Raw genomic sequence first — 18,699 nt, forward strand, 5'->3', positions numbered from 1 at the left:
GATGTTTGTTCTTACGATGTAATTGTAAGTGACGACCAAAACCCAGAGATAACTTGTCTACCTGCTGATACTTCTGTAACTATGGATGTAGATGAATGTACCTACACTAACAACGGTACAGGTTGGGATGCAACAGCAATTGATAACTGTACAGTTTCAAGCATAACTTACGTATTAAGTGGAGTGACTACAGGCTCAGGATCAAGCCTAGATGGAGTTTCCTTCAACTTGGGTACAACTACAGTTACTTGGACAGCAGTCGATACTGTTGGAAACGAAGATGTTTGTTCTTACGATGTGATTGTTTCAGACGATCAAAACCCAGAGATTACTTGTCTTCCAGCTGATACTTCAGTGACGATGGACATAGATGAATGTACCTACACAAATAATGGAACAGGTTGGGATGCAACAGCAATTGATAACTGTACGGTAAGTTCTATCACTTATGTATTGAGTGGTGTGACTACAGGATCAGGATCAAGCTTGGATGGAGTTTCCTTCAACTTAGGTACAACTACAGTGACTTGGACAGCAGTCGATACAGTAGGTAACGAGGATGTTTGTTCTTACAATGTAATTGTAAGCGACGATCAAAACCCAACATTTATAGCTTGTGGTTCTGGTAACCAAGATGTGAATACAGACGCGGATGAATGTAGCTACACCGTTCAAGATAATTCTTGGGATGCGACAGCGACAGACAACTGTACTGTAAGTACAATCACTTACACTTTAACGGGTGCTACTACTGGAACAGGTACAACGCTAAATGGTGTAGCCTTTAATCTAGGTACAACAACAGTAACATGGACAGTAGTCGATACAGTTGGCAACCAAGATGTTTGTTCTTACACCGTTAACGTGACAGACAACGAGCTTCCTGCAATCGTTACTTGTGGACCAAATGGAAATCAAACTGTAAATACAGATCCTGAATCTTGTACCTACACGGTGCAAAACGATGCTTGGGACGCAATTGCTACAGATAATTGTACAGTAAGTTCTATTACTTATACGTTAACAGGTGCTACAACGGGAACTGGTACTACATTAAATGGTGTGACTTTCAATCAAGACACAACTTACGTAACTTGGACGGTTACTGACGGTTCTGGAAATGTTGACTCTTGTAGCTTTGAAGTTGTTGTTATAGATATAGAAGGACCTAGTATTATTTCATGTGGAGGATTTGGTCAACAAGATGTAAATACAGACCCAGGAGTTTGTACTTACACTGTTCCAGACAATGCTTGGGATGCTTCGGCTTATGACAACTGTACAGTGAGCTCTTTAACTTATAACTTAACAGGAGCAACAACAGGTACAGGTATAACCTTAAATGGAGTTGTCTTTAATCAAGACACAACTATCGTTACTTGGTATGCCCTCGATTCATCGAATAACATTGACTCTTGTAAATTCATGGTCATTGTTACTGACAATGAACTTCCGGTAATCAATAACTGTGTGGCCGACTTTACTGTGAGCAATACGCAAGACTCTTGTGGAGCTATTGTAAACTGGAACATTCCGACATACACAGACAACTGTGGAGCAACAATGACAGCATCACATGTACCAGGTGACTACTTCCCTATCGGAACTACAACAGTAACCTATACGGTAACTGATAATTCCGGAAACGTAAGTATCTGTAGTTTTGATATAACAGTTAACGACAATCAAAAACCAGTACTAGTTTGTGCTGCCAACATTGAAAGTTGTGACTCATTGGTCAACTTTGCTCCAGCTACAGCAACAGACAATTGTGGCGTTGCTTCCATTGTTCAGATTGCAGGTTTACCGAGTGGATCTTACTTCCCAGTGGGAACTACAACGATTACTTATGAAGCAACAGACATTCATGGAAATACGAACACTTGTTCATTCGATATCATCATACATCCAACTCCTGAATTGTCTACACAAGCAACTGATGTTACGTGTAATGGAATTGGAGATGGTAGTATAGACTTAACTGTAACAACGGGAACAGCTCCTTATAACTACACATGGTCTAACAATGCTGCCACAGAGGATGTCTCTGGCTTGCAACCTGGATCTTACACGGTTACGGTGACAGATGCTAATGGTTGTTCAGCTCAAGCTACTGATGCCATTGCTGAACCCGAGTCAATGCAAATGCAAACGGTTGTACAAGGAGCCACTTGTGAACATGCAAATGGATCTATTACAACAACAGTATCAGGAGGTGTGGTTCCTTACCAATACATTTGGTCGAACAGTGTCACAAGTGCAGATATTATTGACGTAGTAAGCGGTGTTTACACAGTAATTGTTACGGATGCTAATGGTTGTACAATTTCTTCTACAGACACCGTGAGTAGTTCATCGAACTTGGCGGGATACGTTACAACGGAAGATGCCCTTTGTTACGGAGAAAACACAGGTGTTGCTAACATCGTAATCGAATCAGGTAATGCACCGTATGTGTTTGACTGGTCTTCAGGAGACACAACAGAAATGGTCAGTGATCTTTATGCAGGTTCTTACTCCATCATGGTAGAAGATTCATTTGGATGTGAATTAGAACTGTTCTTTAATGTAGGAGAACCAGAAGACGCCTTATCGGTTGACTTGTACAGTCCAACACTGAATGACATCTATAATATCAGTCAATGGGGTGAATCTGATGGATCTATTCAGGCAACAGCCTATGGTGGTACAGAAGAATACTACTACGAATGGTCTACAGGAGAAAACACTTCTGACATCTACAACTTAACGGCAGATACATATTACATCACGGTAACTGATGCCAACGGTTGTGAGGTGAAAAGTGAAATTAAACTCTTGCAACCCATGGAGCTTGAGATGCCAGAAGGTATATCACCAAACGGAGATAACGACAACGACTACTTTGTAATTCGAGGAATTGATGCTTATCCAAGCAATGTGATTACGATATACAACAGATGGGGTAACGTAGTTTACGAACAATCGGGTTACAACAATGAATGGGAAGGTCATAACAACAGTGGACAAGAACTTCCAGATGGAACCTACTTTGTGATCTTCCACCCTACCGGATCTGCCAGTGAAAAGACATTAACAGGTTATGTTGACTTAAGAAGAGGAAGATAACCCATACAAGTACTAATTAGAAATTTTAGAAATGATGAAAAAATTAATAACAATACCATTTGTACTATTGCTTGGGTTAGTTTCTTTTAGCCAGCAAGACCCAATGCTTACGCAGTACATGTTTAACGGATTATATCTAAACCCTGCTTATGCTGGATCCCATAAATATTGGACCTCCACGGCAAGTTTTAGAACTCAATGGGTGGGTGCAGACTTTAATGGTGCACCAAGAACGGCCATCGCAGCAGTCGATGGCCCGGTACCCGGAAAAAATATAGGTCTAGGTCTCATCCTATCTCACGATGAAATTGGGGTTACAACTACCAACGCTTTTACGGTAAACTATAGCTACCAATTGCAATTAAACCAAAAAACCAAGCTCGCATTCGGATTGAATGCGGGAGCACATCAGATGAGTGCAGACTTAACTGATGTTTTAATCTGGGATACGGAAGATGATGTATATGCGAGTCGTTTAAATAAAATAATCCCTCGCATGGGAGCAGGTGCTTACCTTTTTACAGACAAGTATTATGTAGGAATATCCATTCCAACATTATTAGCTTACGATAACGGTAACGACTTCTCCCTAGACCTTTCTCAAGCCAGCTTTTTAAGAAGGCACTACTTAATTACTGGAGGGGTGATTTTGAAAGTTTCTGAAACCCTCAAATTCAAACCTTCTACTTTGGTTAAGTACACCCGCGGAGCTCCCGTAAGTTTCGATTTAAACTTCAGTGCGGTGTATTTAGACAAGTTCTGGGTAGGAACCTCTTTTAGAGCAGGTGATGCCATGGCAGTCTTACTTGAATACCAATCAAATAGCTTATGGAGAATAGGATATTCCTACGATATCACTACTTCTTCCCTAAGAAATTTCCAAAACGGATCACATGAAATTTTGATTGGAATTGACTTCGGTAAAGATTTAATTAAAGTAAAAACCCCTAGATATTTTTAGTTATGAAAACACATGTATTCAATAAAATAGCCGTCGTGATTCTATTGTCGAGTATAATAGTTTCATGTACCAATACGCACATCTTAAAAGGTGACCGTTACTACGATGCTTTAGCTTATGCCAAAGCCATTCCTCACTACGAAAAAGCGTATGAAAAAAGACCAGATGCTGACATTGCCCTTAAATTGGCTGATGCCTATAAACGAACGGGTGAATATGCCAAAGCAGAGCAACTTTACGCCAAAGCTGCTGGCAACGACAGCAAACTCTCGGTGGACTATGCCTGCGTTTTAATGGCCAATCAAAAATATGATAGGGCTGCAGAACTTTTGAGCGCTTATTTAACCGACCATAAAGACGACAACAGAGCGCGCATGCTTTTACAATCGTGTGAATCTGTTACAGATAGGTATATAGACACTACTCTCTATGATTTAACTCCTTTGGAATTGGATGAGTTTACGAACACCTTTAGTGTGATGAAGTACCTCAATGGTATTGCCTTTATTGCAGATAGAAAAGCGAACCGTGGTAAGAAACAAAACCCATGGACGGGAGATTCTTACCTGGACATCTACGCTATGCAACCTACTGAAAACGGTGGATGGACCAATCCTGAAATGTTATTGGGTGATTTAAATGGCCCTTACCACGAAGGTCCGGCAGCCTTCACAAAAAATGGTAAAGAGGTTTACTTCACAAGAAGTAATTACTTCAAAAAGAAAATGGAAATCAATGACAAAAGGGAAAACAACCTTAAAATATTCAAAGCAACCTTGGTGAACAATGAGTGGATGAATTTGGTTGAACTTCCTTTTAACAGTGACGATTATTCTGTAGCTCACCCTACGCTTTCTGAAGATGGAAACACTATGTATTTTATTTCTGATATGCCCGGAGGATTTGGAGGATCTGACATCTATAAAACTACTCAGGTTGACCAGGTATGGACAGCTCCAGAAAATTTAGGAGAAGATATTAATACGGAAGGAAATGAAATGTTCCCTTTCTTGGATGATCAAGGTTCACTTTTCTTCTCTTCGGATGCCCATAACTCTATGGGAGGTTTGGATGTTTTTGTGAGTCATAAAAAAGGAGATGCCTGGACAAAACCAGAAAACCTTAACTATCCCATCAATACGGATAAAGATGATTTTGGCTTTATGATAGACCATAAAACAAGAACAGGTTTTGTTTCTTCTTCTCGCTCAGATAAGGATATGATTTACCAGTTCACACAAAATGATCCTACTTTCCATTTAATTGGTCATGCCTATAAAAAAGGTAGTGGAGAACCTGTAAAAGGGGTTGAAGTGGAAATCACCAACAGAAAAACCAATGAAATGATAGTAGCTACCAGTGATTTTGAAGGGTACTTTAAAGTCAAATTAGAACCAGAATCTGACTACGACATCATCTGTAGAAAAATAGGCTGTTTTGCCAAAACTAACGAAGTTTCTACAGTAGGTTTACGTTATTCTACCGATTTATATGCTGATTTCGAAATGGAAGAAATTATCATCAACAAACCCATTGTGTTGAACAATATTTATTATGATTTTGACAAGTGGAACATACGTGCAGATGCAACGAGAGTCTTGGATAGTTTAGTTCAAATTTTGAACGATAACCCTACCATATCTATTCAATTAGGATCTCATACGGACGTACGTGGAAAACGATATTACAATCAATATTTATCAAACCGAAGAGCGAAGTCTGTAGTAGACTACCTCATCAGTAAAGGAATTGATGAAAATAGATTGACTTGGAAGGGCTACGGTGAGAGTGAACCGATTAACAAATGTGTAGAGGGCGTGTATTGTTCAGACCTCGAACACGAAGAAAACAGAAGAACAGAGTTTAGGGTCGTCAAGCAGTAGGTTTAGGTATTGACGAACTGTTCTTCTTAATAGCGGGTCACAAAAAAAAGCCCTGTACATGCGTGCAGGGCTTTCACTTTTAAAAATCTTGATACCATTGGAAGTGTTTTTCCATGATTCTATTTTTCTCTGCTTTAATAAATTCCAGGTAGGCTTTGGCAACGGGCGACATCTTTTTATTCTTCAACCAAATGAGTCGCCAATCTGTTTTCACGGGTAAGTTTTTGCGTTCTATGATCTTGAGTTCTCCATCCAACAATTCATTTTTAATTCCTATCAAAGGCAACAATGAATGTCCTAAACCAGCCACTACAGCCTGCTTTACAGCTTCGTTACTCGTTAACTCTATACGCTTTCTTTGTTGCGTACTTTTTTGCTTAAAGAAAGACTCCATTTCTTGTCGAGTAGCAGAACCATCCTCCCTAAAAATAAGGGCTTCCTTACGTTTATAATTATCCGGATTCCCCACTAAAAAGAGTTTATTTTCCATGAGTATCTCCTCCTCTACTTCTACATCGTTTGGAAGAACAGATACCACGGCAAAGTCCATTTTATTATTTTTCAAATCCTCCACTACCTTGGCCCTGTTGGTTACATCGAGAATTAAATCCACACCCGAGTAATTGGCTAAGAAATCGGACAAGAAATAAGGAATTACATATTTCCCTGTAGAGGCAGAAGCGATACGCAAGTTCCCCTTCATCACACCACCATATTCTCTGGTCTTGTATTTCAATTCATCAAACTCCATGAAAATACGCTTGGCAATTTTGGCCACCTCATGTCCAAATTCTGTTACATAGAGTTGTCTTCCCACTATTTCAGTTAAAGGAATATCGAACTGATCTTGAAAGTTTTTTAATTGAATAGAGACCGCGGGTTGGGTCATAAACAACTCCTCAGCCGCTTTCGTAACACTCATGGTTTCCACTATCTTAAGGAAGATGCGCAACTGGTTAATCGTATAGTTCATAAAATAAATTTATGGATTACATTATAAAGATAAATAAAATTATATGGAACGAAGGGTCTAACTTTGTACAAAATTTAAAAAATGCACACAACAGTTTTAAGTTTCATTTTCATCCTCCCTACCTTACTACTCCTCATTTCATCCTTAAATGTGGGGCCTTTTAGATCCACAAAGAAAATTTACGACTACAGCATTTTCACGGTAATTACCGCATTAATTGCAAGTGTAGTTTCCATCGTTCAAATTTCAACATCAGGTGTAACACGTCTCGAATACTTCACTTGGAATGACCTCGGTTTAGTTTTGCGCTTAGACAGTCTTAGTGTTACAATGTATAGCATGATAGCCATCATTGCTTTGGTGGTTTTTCGTTACAGCAGAAACTACTTAAATGGTCATGACCTTCACGCACAGTTCTTTGGTAGATTAGCATTCACCATTGCAAGTGTTCAACTCTTTGTACTTTCAGGAAACATTGCCATATTATTCTTCGCTTGGATAGGAACAGCTGTAGGATTACACAGTTTATTGATGTTCTTCCCACAACGTGAAAAATCTAGGTTAGCTGCACGTAAAAAATTCGTGATTGCAAGAGCAAGTGAAGTAAGTTTACTCGCTGCTTTCGTCCTATTGTACATGAGCTTTGGAACCGGAGACTTGAACACCATCTTCACTACACTTCAAAACACAAACGATTACACACAGATTCCTTACTTAGAAGCTACAGGTCTTTTACTCGTACTTACCGCCTGTTTAAAATCAGTACAGGTTCCTTTCCACGCATGGTTATTAGATGTGATGGAAACACCAACACCAGTTTCGGCTTTGTTGCATGCGGGACTTCTAAATGCAGGCCCTTTCCTTATCATACGTTTCTCTTACGTCATGGAAGGAACGCAAATAGCATGGTTGGCACTATTTATCATCGGTGCCTTTAGCGCCCTTTACGGAGCAGTCATTTCCTCCACGCAACCGACAGTTAAAACAAGTTTGGCGTATTCAAGTATAGGTCACATGGGCTTCTCTTTAATGGGATGTGGATTAGGAATTTACTCCGCTGCACTTTTACACTTGGTTTCTCACTCCTTCTACAAGGCTCATGCTTTCTTAAGCTCAGGAAGTATAGTAGATACTTACCAAACCAAGAATGCTTTGCGCTACAGCCGTAAGGGCAACCTAGTAAAAGTCTTACTTGCAACAGTTAGCGCCGTGGCACTTTACCTCATCAGTACAGAACTTTGGGGAGGAATGGAAAACATGAGCTTCCAAATGTTGATGCTCAGTGCAGTTATCCTTTTTGGAATGATCAACCTTCAAATCAATGCAATAGATTCAAACATCAAGGGTAGATCCATTGCTTACTTACTCCTTATCTCAGGAATAATAATCAACCTTTTCTACTTCTTAGAGTATGTTTTCCACCACTATTTAGGAAACGAAATTCCAGCAGTACGCGTGGTAAACGAAAGTTTAACCCTTACAGCATATATAATACTCGGTGTGTACTTTATTACCATCTTAATGATTTCATACATCCCTAAGAAGGCGCAAACAAGTGCAATCCGCGTACTTAGAATACACTTAAAACAAGGTCTCTATTTCAACCATATCATGAACAGAGCATTGAATGCTTTATACATGAAGAAGTAAGTTAATCATCTTCTAAAAGAAAGAATTATGGAAACGTCTAAAATAAAAAGCTCACTAGAAAAAAGCTGTAAGCGCATAGCTCCGGCTTGGCCACTAAAGAACTTTGTAGCCGTTAACCCTTACTTAGGGTTTACCGATACGAGTTTTAGAGAAACTGCCAGAAAACTAGCGCGTCGTGGAAATGTAAAAATGACCATGCCCGTTCGCTTTTACCTCAAGCAAATTGCTGCTAAGGTTATTCGACAAGAGGATATTAACCAAGCTTTTGATGCAAGAGGTTTGGATAGGGTTCCTGAAAATGAATTCTTTGAAGAATTAGATTTTTTCGGTAAGAAGGGTGATTTACACCTCGCAAAAGATACGACCCTGATGGGTATAGCAGCTCAAATTACCAACAAGGATTGGTCGAGACATGTCATAGAAAACATTACGCACTGGGCCAGCAGCTATTTTGACGATTATATTACCACTTGGACAACAACGGGTAAGAAAAGTAACTTGTTCCAAGATTGGAAAGAAGAAGCATCGCACGACTTATCCAACGAAATCATGGGCTTGAAAAAGTTCAGAGAGTTTGTGAAAGGGTTGCCAGAAGACCACAACACATTTATTGAGCAGTTCATAGAACCTTTAAAGATAAATGACAACGAACTTGAAGAGTATTTTCACACCTTACTTTTAAAAGTTATCGGTTGGTCATCTTACGTATCAGGTATAGATTACAACAACAAATTATACGCTTCAGAAACTGAACACCTTAAAGAACTTACCGCTATTCTATTAGCTTGGGAAAATTACTTCTTACAGGCTTTCGCTGAAGAGAAAATAAAATCTCAATGGTACAAGAATCTACACAATAAGAGTGAAGAAAATGTACAAGCTATACGCAAACTAGAACTTCAATTATTATTACAAGAGGCCTATGATTTCGCCGCACAACGCGAAATGATGAGCACCTTGAAGAGTTCAAAAGTTCTTGCTTCGCCAAAAGCACCGAAAGCGCAAATGATCTTTTGTATAGATGTAAGATCTGAAGTATACAGAAGAAACTTAGAAAATGTAGACAGTGAAATAGAGACCCTAGGATTTGCTGGATTCTTTGGTTTCCCTGTGAACTACAAACCTATTGCCCACGAAGAAGGTAAAAACCAATGTCCAGTATTGATTCCATCTTCTGCAGAAGTAAGAGAAAGTGTTAAAGATTTAGAAGCTGCTAAAAACCGAAGAATTTCTAACCATCAAATATCTTATGGGTGGAAGAAATTCAAAAAAGGAGCCATTTCAAACTTTGGATTTGTGAGTCCTGTAGGTATCTCCTTCTTACCACAATTAATAGGAAACTCCTTTAGGTGGTCAAAACCCGTTACAGACCCGAATACAGACGGTTTGGAAAAATGGTTGAAAGAAGGTAGAGAATTAGACCTTTCAGGAATTCCTTACGAAGAACAGTTGGGAATGGCCCAAGGAATGATGAAGAACCTAGAAGTGAAAGACAGGTTAGCACCTTTCGTACTGATTACAGGTCACGGTTCTAGCTCTGTTAACAACCCACACGCATCGGGTTACGACTGTGGAGCTTGTGGTGGTCACTCCGGAGAAATTAACGCTCTAACAGGTGCTCAAATCTTAAACACACCTGAAATCAGGAAAGATTTGGCAAAAGCCGGCATAAACATTCCTGAAAACACCTTGTTCTTGGCTTGTTTGCACAACACCACAACAGATGAGATTAGCATCTTGAATGGCAAAGCAATTCCTGCCGAAAGACAGCAAGAAGTACTTGCCTTAAAACAAAGTATAGACAAAGCCAGTGAAGCTTGTAGAACAGAAAGATCAGAGCGCTTCTTGTTAACCGACAAAGAGAGAAAAAACCTAAAAAATACCTTCGAAGCCAAAGCGAAAGACTGGTCAGAAATTAGACCCGAATGGGGACTGGCTGGATGTAATGCTTTCATCATAGCACCGCGAGAAAAAACGAGAGGTATCAATCTAAAAGGAAGAGCCTTTTTACAATCGTACAACCCCGCTAAAGACAACAACTTTGAAGTGTTAGAGGGTATCATGACAGCTCCTATGGTAGTTACCAGTTGGATCAACCTTCAATACTTTGGAAGTACGGTAGACACCTACAAGTTAGGCGCCGGGAACAAGACCTTGCACAACGTTACAGGTGCCTTTGGAGTAGTTGAAGGATCTGGAGGTGACTTGAAGATAGGATTGCCTTTACAAGCGGTTCACAACGGTGAAGAATTTGAGCACCAACCGCAAAGATTAAACGTGGTTATCGATGCTCCAACAGAAGCTATCAACGCCATACTAGAAAAACACGAAGGCTTGAAACAATTGTGTGATAACAACTGGATTAAATTACTTCACCTGAACGAAAAAGGCCAAATTGACTTAAGGTATACGCATAACTTAAGCTGGGAAAACGCAAAATCCTCTTCGGGAAAAAAGAAAGAAGAATTAACCATCGCTTAAAAAGAAAGATCATGAAAAGAACTGAAAATATAGTAGACCAAAGAGAATTAATCACATTAACATCTGCGGATAGTTTAATCACTTTGATTGATAATCAAATTAAGCAAATCGAAAGAGATTACTTATCGGATTGGGAAAGAGATCACAGCTATAGCAAAGCAGATAGAGATGCTCGTATTCAATCTTTAGAAGAGAAAAAGAAGTATTACAAAGAAATGTTCTCCAAAGCAGGAAACACTCCTAAAATAGTGGTCAACGTAACTTTGCAAGACGAAAATACAACAGTAATGCAGGAAGACACTGAGGCTATAAAGCTCTAAACATCCTGTTCTCTAAACAGAAAAAGCCACTCAGCAATTGCGTTGTGTGGCTTTTTTTACATCTATCCTTATCTTCACCCCTGAAATGAAATTGCAAAAAGGCATAGTAATAAAAGACAACGCAGATGTAAATAAACGCATCAAAACGGAAGCCTTTCGCTCTTCTACACGCAAAACCAAAGCACATAAACACAAGGCATATTTTGAACTTGTTTTTTTAAGCAAAGGCTCGGGTACACATACCATAGATTACGATACTTACCCTATAGATGGACCGGTCATTTTTACCATACGTCAAGATCAATTGCATTTTTGGGATATTACGAGCAAACCTGAAGGTTTTGTTTCCATCATCAAAAAAGACTTTATCTCAGAAAGTTTGGACGGTGAGTTGAAAACCCTACTGCAAGAACTCAGTGGATACAACTACCTCCCTTTACAAGAAGAAACACGTATTACGCAACTCTTTGAGCTTTTGTCAACCGAAGAAAACTTGACAGCCATAGAAGGTTTACTCAAGGCACTTATCGCCAAAATCTTAGAACAAGCAACGGAGTATTCCAGTGGCGGAAATGTACAAAAAGGTGTTTTTCATCAATTCTTGGATTTGTTGAGTCAAACCGAAAAACTACAAAACAACGTTGCCTATTATGCCGAACAACTGCACCTTACCCCTCAAGGTTTGAACAATGTTTGTCAGCAAGCCGTGCAACACAAGGCCAGTAAAGTAATTGCCGATCACATCATTTCAGAAGCCAAACGTTTGTTGATTTATTCTACCTTAAGCATACACCAAATCGGAGAACAACTGCATTTTAAAGACCCTTCTCATTTTGTGAAATACTTTAAGCGTTACGCTGAAAGTACACCTAAGCAATACAGAGATAACTCCGCTCAGGGGATTTGATAATTTGAAGGATTTGAAATCCCGATTATATCGGAATATTTGAAAGATTAAATTCGAGAAGAGCATTTAAAAAGTTAAAGATTTAAGCGCCAAACAAGTTGGCTATTTAAGAAACACCTTGTTATCCGCGATATAAATAATCTTCAAATAACGAGCCTGCGAGTTTTCAAATCCTTCAAATCTTCAAATCCTTCAAATCTTCAAATCCTTCAAATCTTCAAATCCTTCAAATCTTCAAATCTTCAAATCCTTCAAATCTTCAAATCCTTCAAATTTTAAAACCACACAAATTTCAAATAGACCATAAATATTACATTCTATTGCACTTACTTTGCAAAAAAAGCAATTTAGACGATGAGCAAAGAGAAGAATAGTGTTTGGGAAGTAGTAAAAGTTTTCTTTAAAATGGGACTGTTTGCCTTTGGTGGTCCGGCAGCACACATTGCCATGATGGAAGACGAAATCATTGAAAAAAGAAAGTGGATGAGCAAACAACACTTCTTGGATTTGGTGGGAGCTACCAATTTAATTCCCGGACCCAACTCTACGGAAATGACCATGCATTGTGGCCATGAACGCGCAGGTTGGAAAGGTTTGTTTGCAGCAGGTTTCAGCTTTATTTTACCCGCTGTTTTGGTAACCATGCTCTTTGCTTACCTCTACACCACTTATGGAGAATTACCGGATGTTGCACCTTTCTTTTACGGTATCAAACCCGCAATTTTGGCTGTAATTGCTGCAGCAATCTTTAAGTTGGGTAAAAAAGCCTTGAAATCAACAGAACTTGGTGTTTTGGGTGCCTTGGTTTTAATCTCTTCTCTATTTGGTGTAAATGAAGTTTATGCTTTGTTAGTAGCAGGATTATTAGGCGCCTTCTTCTTTTACTCGAGAAATAAGGTAAGTAACAAAGAGAAAAAACAATTGCTTCCCCTCCTACTCTTGCAAACCACATCAATTTCTAGCATCGCTACCTTGAGCACCTTAAAAGTCTTTTGGATTTTCTTAAAAGTAGGTGCCATTTTATACGGAAGTGGATACGTTCTTTTTGCCTACTTGGTACCTGAATTAGTTGACACAGGGTACATGACCCAACAAGAATTGTTAGACGCCATTGCGGTGGGTCAATTTACACCGGGTCCAGTTTTATCAACAGCCACTTTCATTGGTTATCAAATCGGTGGCGTTTGGGGATCTGTTGCAGCCACCGTAGGTATCTTCTTACCTTCTTTCTTGTTCGTATTGTTCTTAAATCCCTTGGTTCCAAAAATGCGTCAGTCTAAATTTTTGAGCTACTTCCTGGATTCTGTAAACATCGCCGCTGTGGCCATTATGGTGGGAGTTTTGGTAGAAATGGGAACGCAAACGTTGACCGAGTGGCAAGCAATCGTTATCACCGCTTTAAGCTTTATCGTCACTTTCGGATTCAAGAAAATCAACGTAATGTGGACCGTGATAGGTAGCTCAGTTTTGGGTTGGTTACTGTTGATGATTTAAATTAGATACCTAGACGACTAGATTTCTAGATAGCTAGAAGAATGACTGTCTGTAGAGATTTAAAAATTTAATTTCCCGATGATATCGGGATATTTAAAGATTTAAGGAATATACTTTTTTTGAATTTTGGACCTTGAATTTTGAATTATAGAATTATTTGTTGGCAAACAGCCGGGCCAAGCGCTATAGTTACTTCGTTTTTCGCTAAGTATCACTAAAACCTCTTTTCACTTCCGGTGGTCGTAAACAGGGCTTTAAGTGCTCCTAAGCACAAACCCAAGCAAGCTGCCGCTCATGTCCCTGTTTGAGAAGCTCTCACTTGTAGGCTTGCATTTGAGTACCATCAATTTAACTTTCTATCCAGGCAGATTTAAAAATTTAAGTTCCCGATGATATCGGGAAATTTAAAGATTTAAGGATTATCTTCTTTTGAATTTTGAACCTTGAATTTTGATTTCTCACAAAGTGAGGGGACTAGGATTTGCCATGACAGTATTGAGCGTGAGTAAGTAGTCTTGAGGGAAATTATTCTACGTAAAAAAGATTTGAAACGTTTAAATACTGATTTTCAAAAGATTTCATCATATCTCGCCCTTTGCACAACTAAAATAAAAAAACATTAATCTATTTGATTTTTAGTTAATTAGTTTAATCGCTACTTTTGCGAAGCACACTATTTATTATATATGCACAATAAATTACCTAAATTATTCGCACTGCTCTTAATCACGTTTAGTAGTTTTATATCGTTTAGTCAATGTGTAAATATTGACTTAGGTCCTAATCTGGTATTATGCAACAATACCAACACTACTTTAACTCCAACAATTACCGGTACTTTAAGTAGTAACACAAGTTTTAACTGGAGCTATCAGAATAACCTTATTTCGAATGATACGAACCTTGTCTTAGGATCAAATACGACGGGAATATATTATTTACAAATATACGACAGTATAAACCTATGTAGTCATATTGATTCTATAACTCTATTTAATTTGTCACCAGGGATAATTGGGGATAATCAGATAAGCTGTCTAAACATTTACGATACATTGTTTAATTTAACTTCTGCCTCAACAGGTGGAAGTTTTTCAATTTCATATACTTGGGAATCTTCTGTTGACAATATCAACTGGACACCTATTTCTGGCGCGACTACTGAATACTTCCTACCAAATAACTTAACTCAAAGTACTTACTATAGAAGAGTTGCACATACTGGAGGATGTTCTGCTCCAAGTAACGAAGTACTTATAGATGTTATTACCCCTTTTACAGTAGATGTAGGGTCAGATATTTTTGTTTGTGCGGGGAATGACGTAAATCAGTCAACTATTACAACAGGGCTTTCAGGAGGATTTAGTGTACAATATCAATGGATAGGTCCTTCTGACACCATTTCTGCCGCAAATCTTAACTTTCAAAATACAAGTGTTTCGCTAGGAGGAGATTATACCCTCACGGCAAGCGTTGATAATTGTATAGTTACAGATACTCTAACACTTGATGTTTATTCACCTATTATAACTAGTCCATTATTTGACCAGAGCCATCCAAACCTTATAAAAAACTGTGTGAGCGTAGGTGCCACAAATGGATTAATTGGACTTACTGTTAATTTGCCTCAACCTTATTCAAACGTGAATCTTGTCACAATAGATTGGGGAGATGGTAGTCTAGACACCATACCCCAAGCAAATTTCGGTATTTTTATTTCACATACTTATACACTTGGTTCTTTTCAAATAAGTGTTGAAGTGGAACATAACAGTGGATGTACGGCACAAGTCGAATATGATGTTTTTGTTGGAAGCTCACCCTCACCAGCCACCTTGGCATTATTTAATAATCAAGCAGAAGGATGTACTCCGCATTTTACCCAGTATACCTTTAATGTTCCAAGTACTAATGTTGATGGTACAACTTATGAAGTTAATTGGGGAGATGGAAGTCCATCTGTGATTTATACCCACCCTAATGTCCCTGCAACATTGAGTCACACTTTTACCACAACATCTTGTGGTAATTCGGTATCCATATCTGGAGTAACTTACAATAACGTTTACCAACCCTCGGTTATTACTACAAACCCTTGTTCTCAAGATCAACCTTCAGCAGCAGGATTAATTTCTGTAGGAGAAGCCCCTATTGCTTCTTTTACAATTTCGGATACACTGGTGTGCCCAAATTCAACTATTTCTATTTTAAATACCTCCGATAATGGTTATTCCATTAATCCTGGTTCTACATCTTGTGATACTGTTAGTAAATTTTATTGGGTCATTACGGCCAATAATCCTACGAACAATAATACATGGAATATAATTAGTGGAAGTTTAGGATCGAACAATACACAGCCGAACAACAGTTTGTTTTGGACCTCAGGCACTGACAATGTAGACATTAACTTTTCAAATCCTGGCACCTACTCCATAGAATTAATTTTAGATAACAATTGTGGAAATAGTTCTGTAATTAAAAACATCTGTATCATTGAACCACCACAAGCAATTATCCAGAGTAATGATACCACAGGCTGTTCTCCCTTAATGATCAACTTTTCAGAAAACTCTATATCCCCTAGTTGTAATGGAAGTTCTTTGCCTGTGAGTTACAATTGGCAAGTTATACAAAACAGTACACCCTACATCATTTCGCAGCAGAATAATGCAACTACCAATATTTCCTTTATAAATAACTCTAGCAATGTACAAAGTTATTTAGTGGTATTAACCGTTCTCCCTTTACATCCTGTAACTCTTGCGCCTATATCTAATGGTGAGTGTATTTCTAAAGACACCTTCTTAGTGGAAGTATTCCCCATCCCACAATTTACCCACCCTACAGATTTCTACCTCTGTAACGGAGATGATTTAAATGCTTTATTGAGCACCAATGTTGCTTCAAATTTCACTTGGGTTGCACAAAATCAAACTAACGTATTGGGAGAAACTACAAGCTTACAAAATAGTAATCCAATAATAGAAAGTTTAACCAACACTACAGCTAACGTAGAAGTTGTTACTTACGACATTACTGCAAACTCACAAATAGGAGGTTGTACCAATACCTCTTCAATAAATATTCATGTAGTTCCTGAATTAGTGGTTAGCCCTCTAGGGAGTGACAGCATTTGTATAGGCGGCTCCCCTTCTAGTTTTACAGTGAATTACACGGGTGGAAATGGAACCCCAAATTACCAATGGTTAGTAAACGGAAATACAATAAGTAATGCTACTAACAACACCTATTCCCCAGGTACTTTAAATACTGTTGGTCAATACACGTACACAGTAAATGTTACAACTTTTGGAACAGGCTGTAATTCAAATGGGAATGCAACAGGTAGCGTACAAGTTCTTCCCGATCCTATTATTACGAACCAACCTATAGACAATAATTATTGTTTAAACACTGCAACCCCCGATACATTAAGTGTAAGTGCAAGCGGGGGATATGGAAATTACACTTACCAATGGTATTCGAATACAACCTCTTCAACCACGGGAGGCACATTGATTAATGGAGCGACAGATTCTATTTATATTCCTGCTGTATCTCAAATAGGTACTACTTACTATTACTGTATCGTGAGTCAAACCGGTTCTAATTGTGAGGCGACATCCAACACAGCACAAATCAACATTAACCCTGCTCCTGTTTTCAATCAACAACCCTTACCTTTTCAAGAGTTTTGTATTGGAGCAAACATACCGGCATTCACTGTTTCTTATAGCAATGGCACGGGTATACCTTCTTACCAATGGTATCAAAACACCACAAATAGTTATGTAAATGCGACCCTAATACCGAATGCAACCCAAAGTACCTACTTTCCTACAATCTATAGCATCGACACACTCTTTTACTTTTGTAAAATTAGCTTTTCGGGAGGAGGTTGTTCTGAAATCACCTCACAAATAGGAGAGATTATTTTACATCCAGACCCTATTATCAATCAAAACTTGTTAGAAGACACCCTATGTATAGGCGGAAATTTAAACACGCCATTAATCGTAAGTTACAATTATGGTTTCGGTACTCCTTCGTATCAATGGGCGTTGAACAACACTAACATCACTAATGCAACCAATAACAACTTTTCTACTTCGTCTTCAAACTTTAGTAATTCAGGAACGCAAGTATTTTCTGTATCACTGAATTTAAATGGTATAGGGTGTGACGTTGCTCAATCGAATATTGCAATAATTGAAGTCATAGATGACCCAGTAATAATCACCCAACCACAAAGTAGCAGTTATTGTCAAAATGCTCCTTCTCCCCTACCTCTTTCTGTTGGTGCTCAAGGGGGATATGGAAATTACACTTACCAATGGTATTCGAATACAACCTCTTCAACCACGGGAGGCACATTGATTAATGGAGCGACAGATTCTACTTTTTCACCTTCCGTTCAACAAATTGGAACGAGTTATTATTATTGTGTTGTGACTGCATCCGGATCTGGTTGTCAAACAATTTCAAACTCAGCAGAAATTACGATTAACCCAGCTCCTAACTTTACCCTTCAACCCACGCTTTCTCAAGAAATTTGCATTGGAGCAAACTTCAACCCTATTCAAGTTCAATACACCAATGGAACAGGTATCGCATCTTTCCAATGGTATGAAAATAATATAGACGCAAACTATGGGGGAACGATTTTATTGAATGATACCAATTCCATTTATACACCTCAACTCAATACGGTTGACACCCTCTATTATTATTGTATTATTAGCTTCAGCACAGGTGGATGTTCTGAAATTGTTTCCAATACTGCGCAAGTGATTGTTCACCCTCAAGCTATTATTGATGTACAACCTTTGGCCTTTGACAGTATTTGTGTGGGGGGTAGTATCAACAATCCTCTTACAGTTAGTTATACTCAGGGAGTAGGAAATCCAAGTTACCAGTGG

General features: G+C 38.6%; 10 protein-coding genes. 9 read left to right on the forward strand and 1 reads right to left on the reverse strand.

All coding sequences use genetic code 11. The features are described 5' to 3' along the window. The 3 genes from BM327_RS15645 to BM327_RS15655 form a co-directional block, all read left to right on the forward strand. Positions 1 to 3,108 (forward strand): HYR domain-containing protein (locus BM327_RS15645; protein WP_139230422.1); only part of this gene is annotated, 3,108 nt, incomplete at its 5' end. Positions 3,109 to 3,139: 31 nt separating this feature from the next. After that, positions 3,140 to 4,069, forward strand: a complete 930-nt coding sequence (locus BM327_RS15650) for a PorP/SprF family type IX secretion system membrane protein (protein ID WP_090253414.1) — start codon at positions 3,140 to 3,142, stop codon at positions 4,067 to 4,069. Between the two features lie 2 nt (positions 4,070 to 4,071). Beyond that, complete coding sequence (locus BM327_RS15655; RefSeq protein WP_090253416.1) at positions 4,072 to 5,952, forward strand: OmpA family protein; 1,881 nt, start codon at positions 4,072 to 4,074, stop codon at positions 5,950 to 5,952. A 79-nt stretch (positions 5,953 to 6,031) separates the two neighbouring features. On the opposite strand, the gene BM327_RS15660 is transcribed toward BM327_RS15655, so the two are convergent. Then, on the reverse strand, positions 6,032 to 6,925 hold the full coding sequence (locus BM327_RS15660) for a LysR family transcriptional regulator (protein WP_090253420.1): 894 nt from the start codon (positions 6,923 to 6,925) through the stop codon (positions 6,032 to 6,034). A gap of 81 nt (positions 6,926 to 7,006) precedes the next feature. Between BM327_RS15660 and BM327_RS15665 the strand changes: the two genes are divergently transcribed. From BM327_RS15665 to BM327_RS15690, 6 genes are all read left to right on the forward strand, one after another. Then, positions 7,007 to 8,575, forward strand: a complete 1,569-nt coding sequence (locus BM327_RS15665) for a proton-conducting transporter transmembrane domain-containing protein (RefSeq protein WP_090253422.1) — start codon at positions 7,007 to 7,009, stop codon at positions 8,573 to 8,575. Between the two features lie 27 nt (positions 8,576 to 8,602). After that, entirely contained in the window at positions 8,603 to 11,056 is a 2,454-nt protein-coding gene (locus BM327_RS15670; protein WP_090253424.1) for a YbcC family protein, read from the forward strand. An 11-nt stretch (positions 11,057 to 11,067) separates the two neighbouring features. After that, positions 11,068 to 11,376 (forward strand): hypothetical protein, encoded by a 309-nt coding sequence (locus BM327_RS15675; RefSeq protein WP_090253427.1) that lies wholly within the window; start codon positions 11,068 to 11,070, stop codon positions 11,374 to 11,376. 85 nt (positions 11,377 to 11,461) lie between these two features. Further along, positions 11,462 to 12,283, forward strand: a complete 822-nt coding sequence (locus BM327_RS15680; protein WP_090253430.1) for an AraC family transcriptional regulator — start codon at positions 11,462 to 11,464, stop codon at positions 12,281 to 12,283. A gap of 354 nt (positions 12,284 to 12,637) precedes the next feature. Beyond that, positions 12,638 to 13,777 carry a chromate efflux transporter gene (chrA, locus tag BM327_RS15685; RefSeq protein WP_090253433.1) on the forward strand — a complete coding sequence of 380 codons (1,140 nt, stop codon included), beginning with the start codon at positions 12,638 to 12,640 and terminating at the stop codon, positions 13,775 to 13,777. Positions 13,778 to 14,463: 686 nt separating this feature from the next. Further along, on the forward strand, positions 14,464 to 18,699 hold a 4,236-nt coding region (locus BM327_RS15690), incomplete at its 3' end, for a PKD-like domain-containing protein (protein ID WP_139230423.1).

Origin of the sequence: Lishizhenia tianjinensis (assembly GCF_900116425.1) — a bacterium.
GTDB lineage: Bacteria > Bacteroidota > Bacteroidia > Flavobacteriales_D > Crocinitomicaceae > Lishizhenia > Lishizhenia tianjinensis.

Excerpts from the sequence above, each read along its gene's own strand:
- BM327_RS15655 (WP_090253416.1), top strand. The coding sequence starts at position 4,072 with ATGAAAACACATGTATTCAATAAAATAGCCGTCGTGATTCTATTGTCG.
- BM327_RS15680 (WP_090253430.1), top strand. The coding sequence starts at position 11,462 with ATGAAATTGCAAAAAGGCATAGTAATAAAAGACAACGCAGATGTAAAT.
- BM327_RS15670 (WP_090253424.1), top strand. The coding sequence starts at position 8,603 with ATGGAAACGTCTAAAATAAAAAGCTCACTAGAAAAAAGCTGTAAGCGC.
- BM327_RS15675 (WP_090253427.1), top strand. The coding sequence starts at position 11,068 with ATGAAAAGAACTGAAAATATAGTAGACCAAAGAGAATTAATCACATTA.
- BM327_RS15660 (WP_090253420.1), bottom strand. The coding sequence starts at position 6,925 with ATGAACTATACGATTAACCAGTTGCGCATCTTCCTTAAGATAGTGGAA.
- BM327_RS15665 (WP_090253422.1), top strand. The coding sequence starts at position 7,007 with ATGCACACAACAGTTTTAAGTTTCATTTTCATCCTCCCTACCTTACTA.
- chrA (WP_090253433.1), top strand. The coding sequence starts at position 12,638 with ATGAGCAAAGAGAAGAATAGTGTTTGGGAAGTAGTAAAAGTTTTCTTT.
- BM327_RS15650 (WP_090253414.1), top strand. The coding sequence starts at position 3,140 with ATGATGAAAAAATTAATAACAATACCATTTGTACTATTGCTTGGGTTA.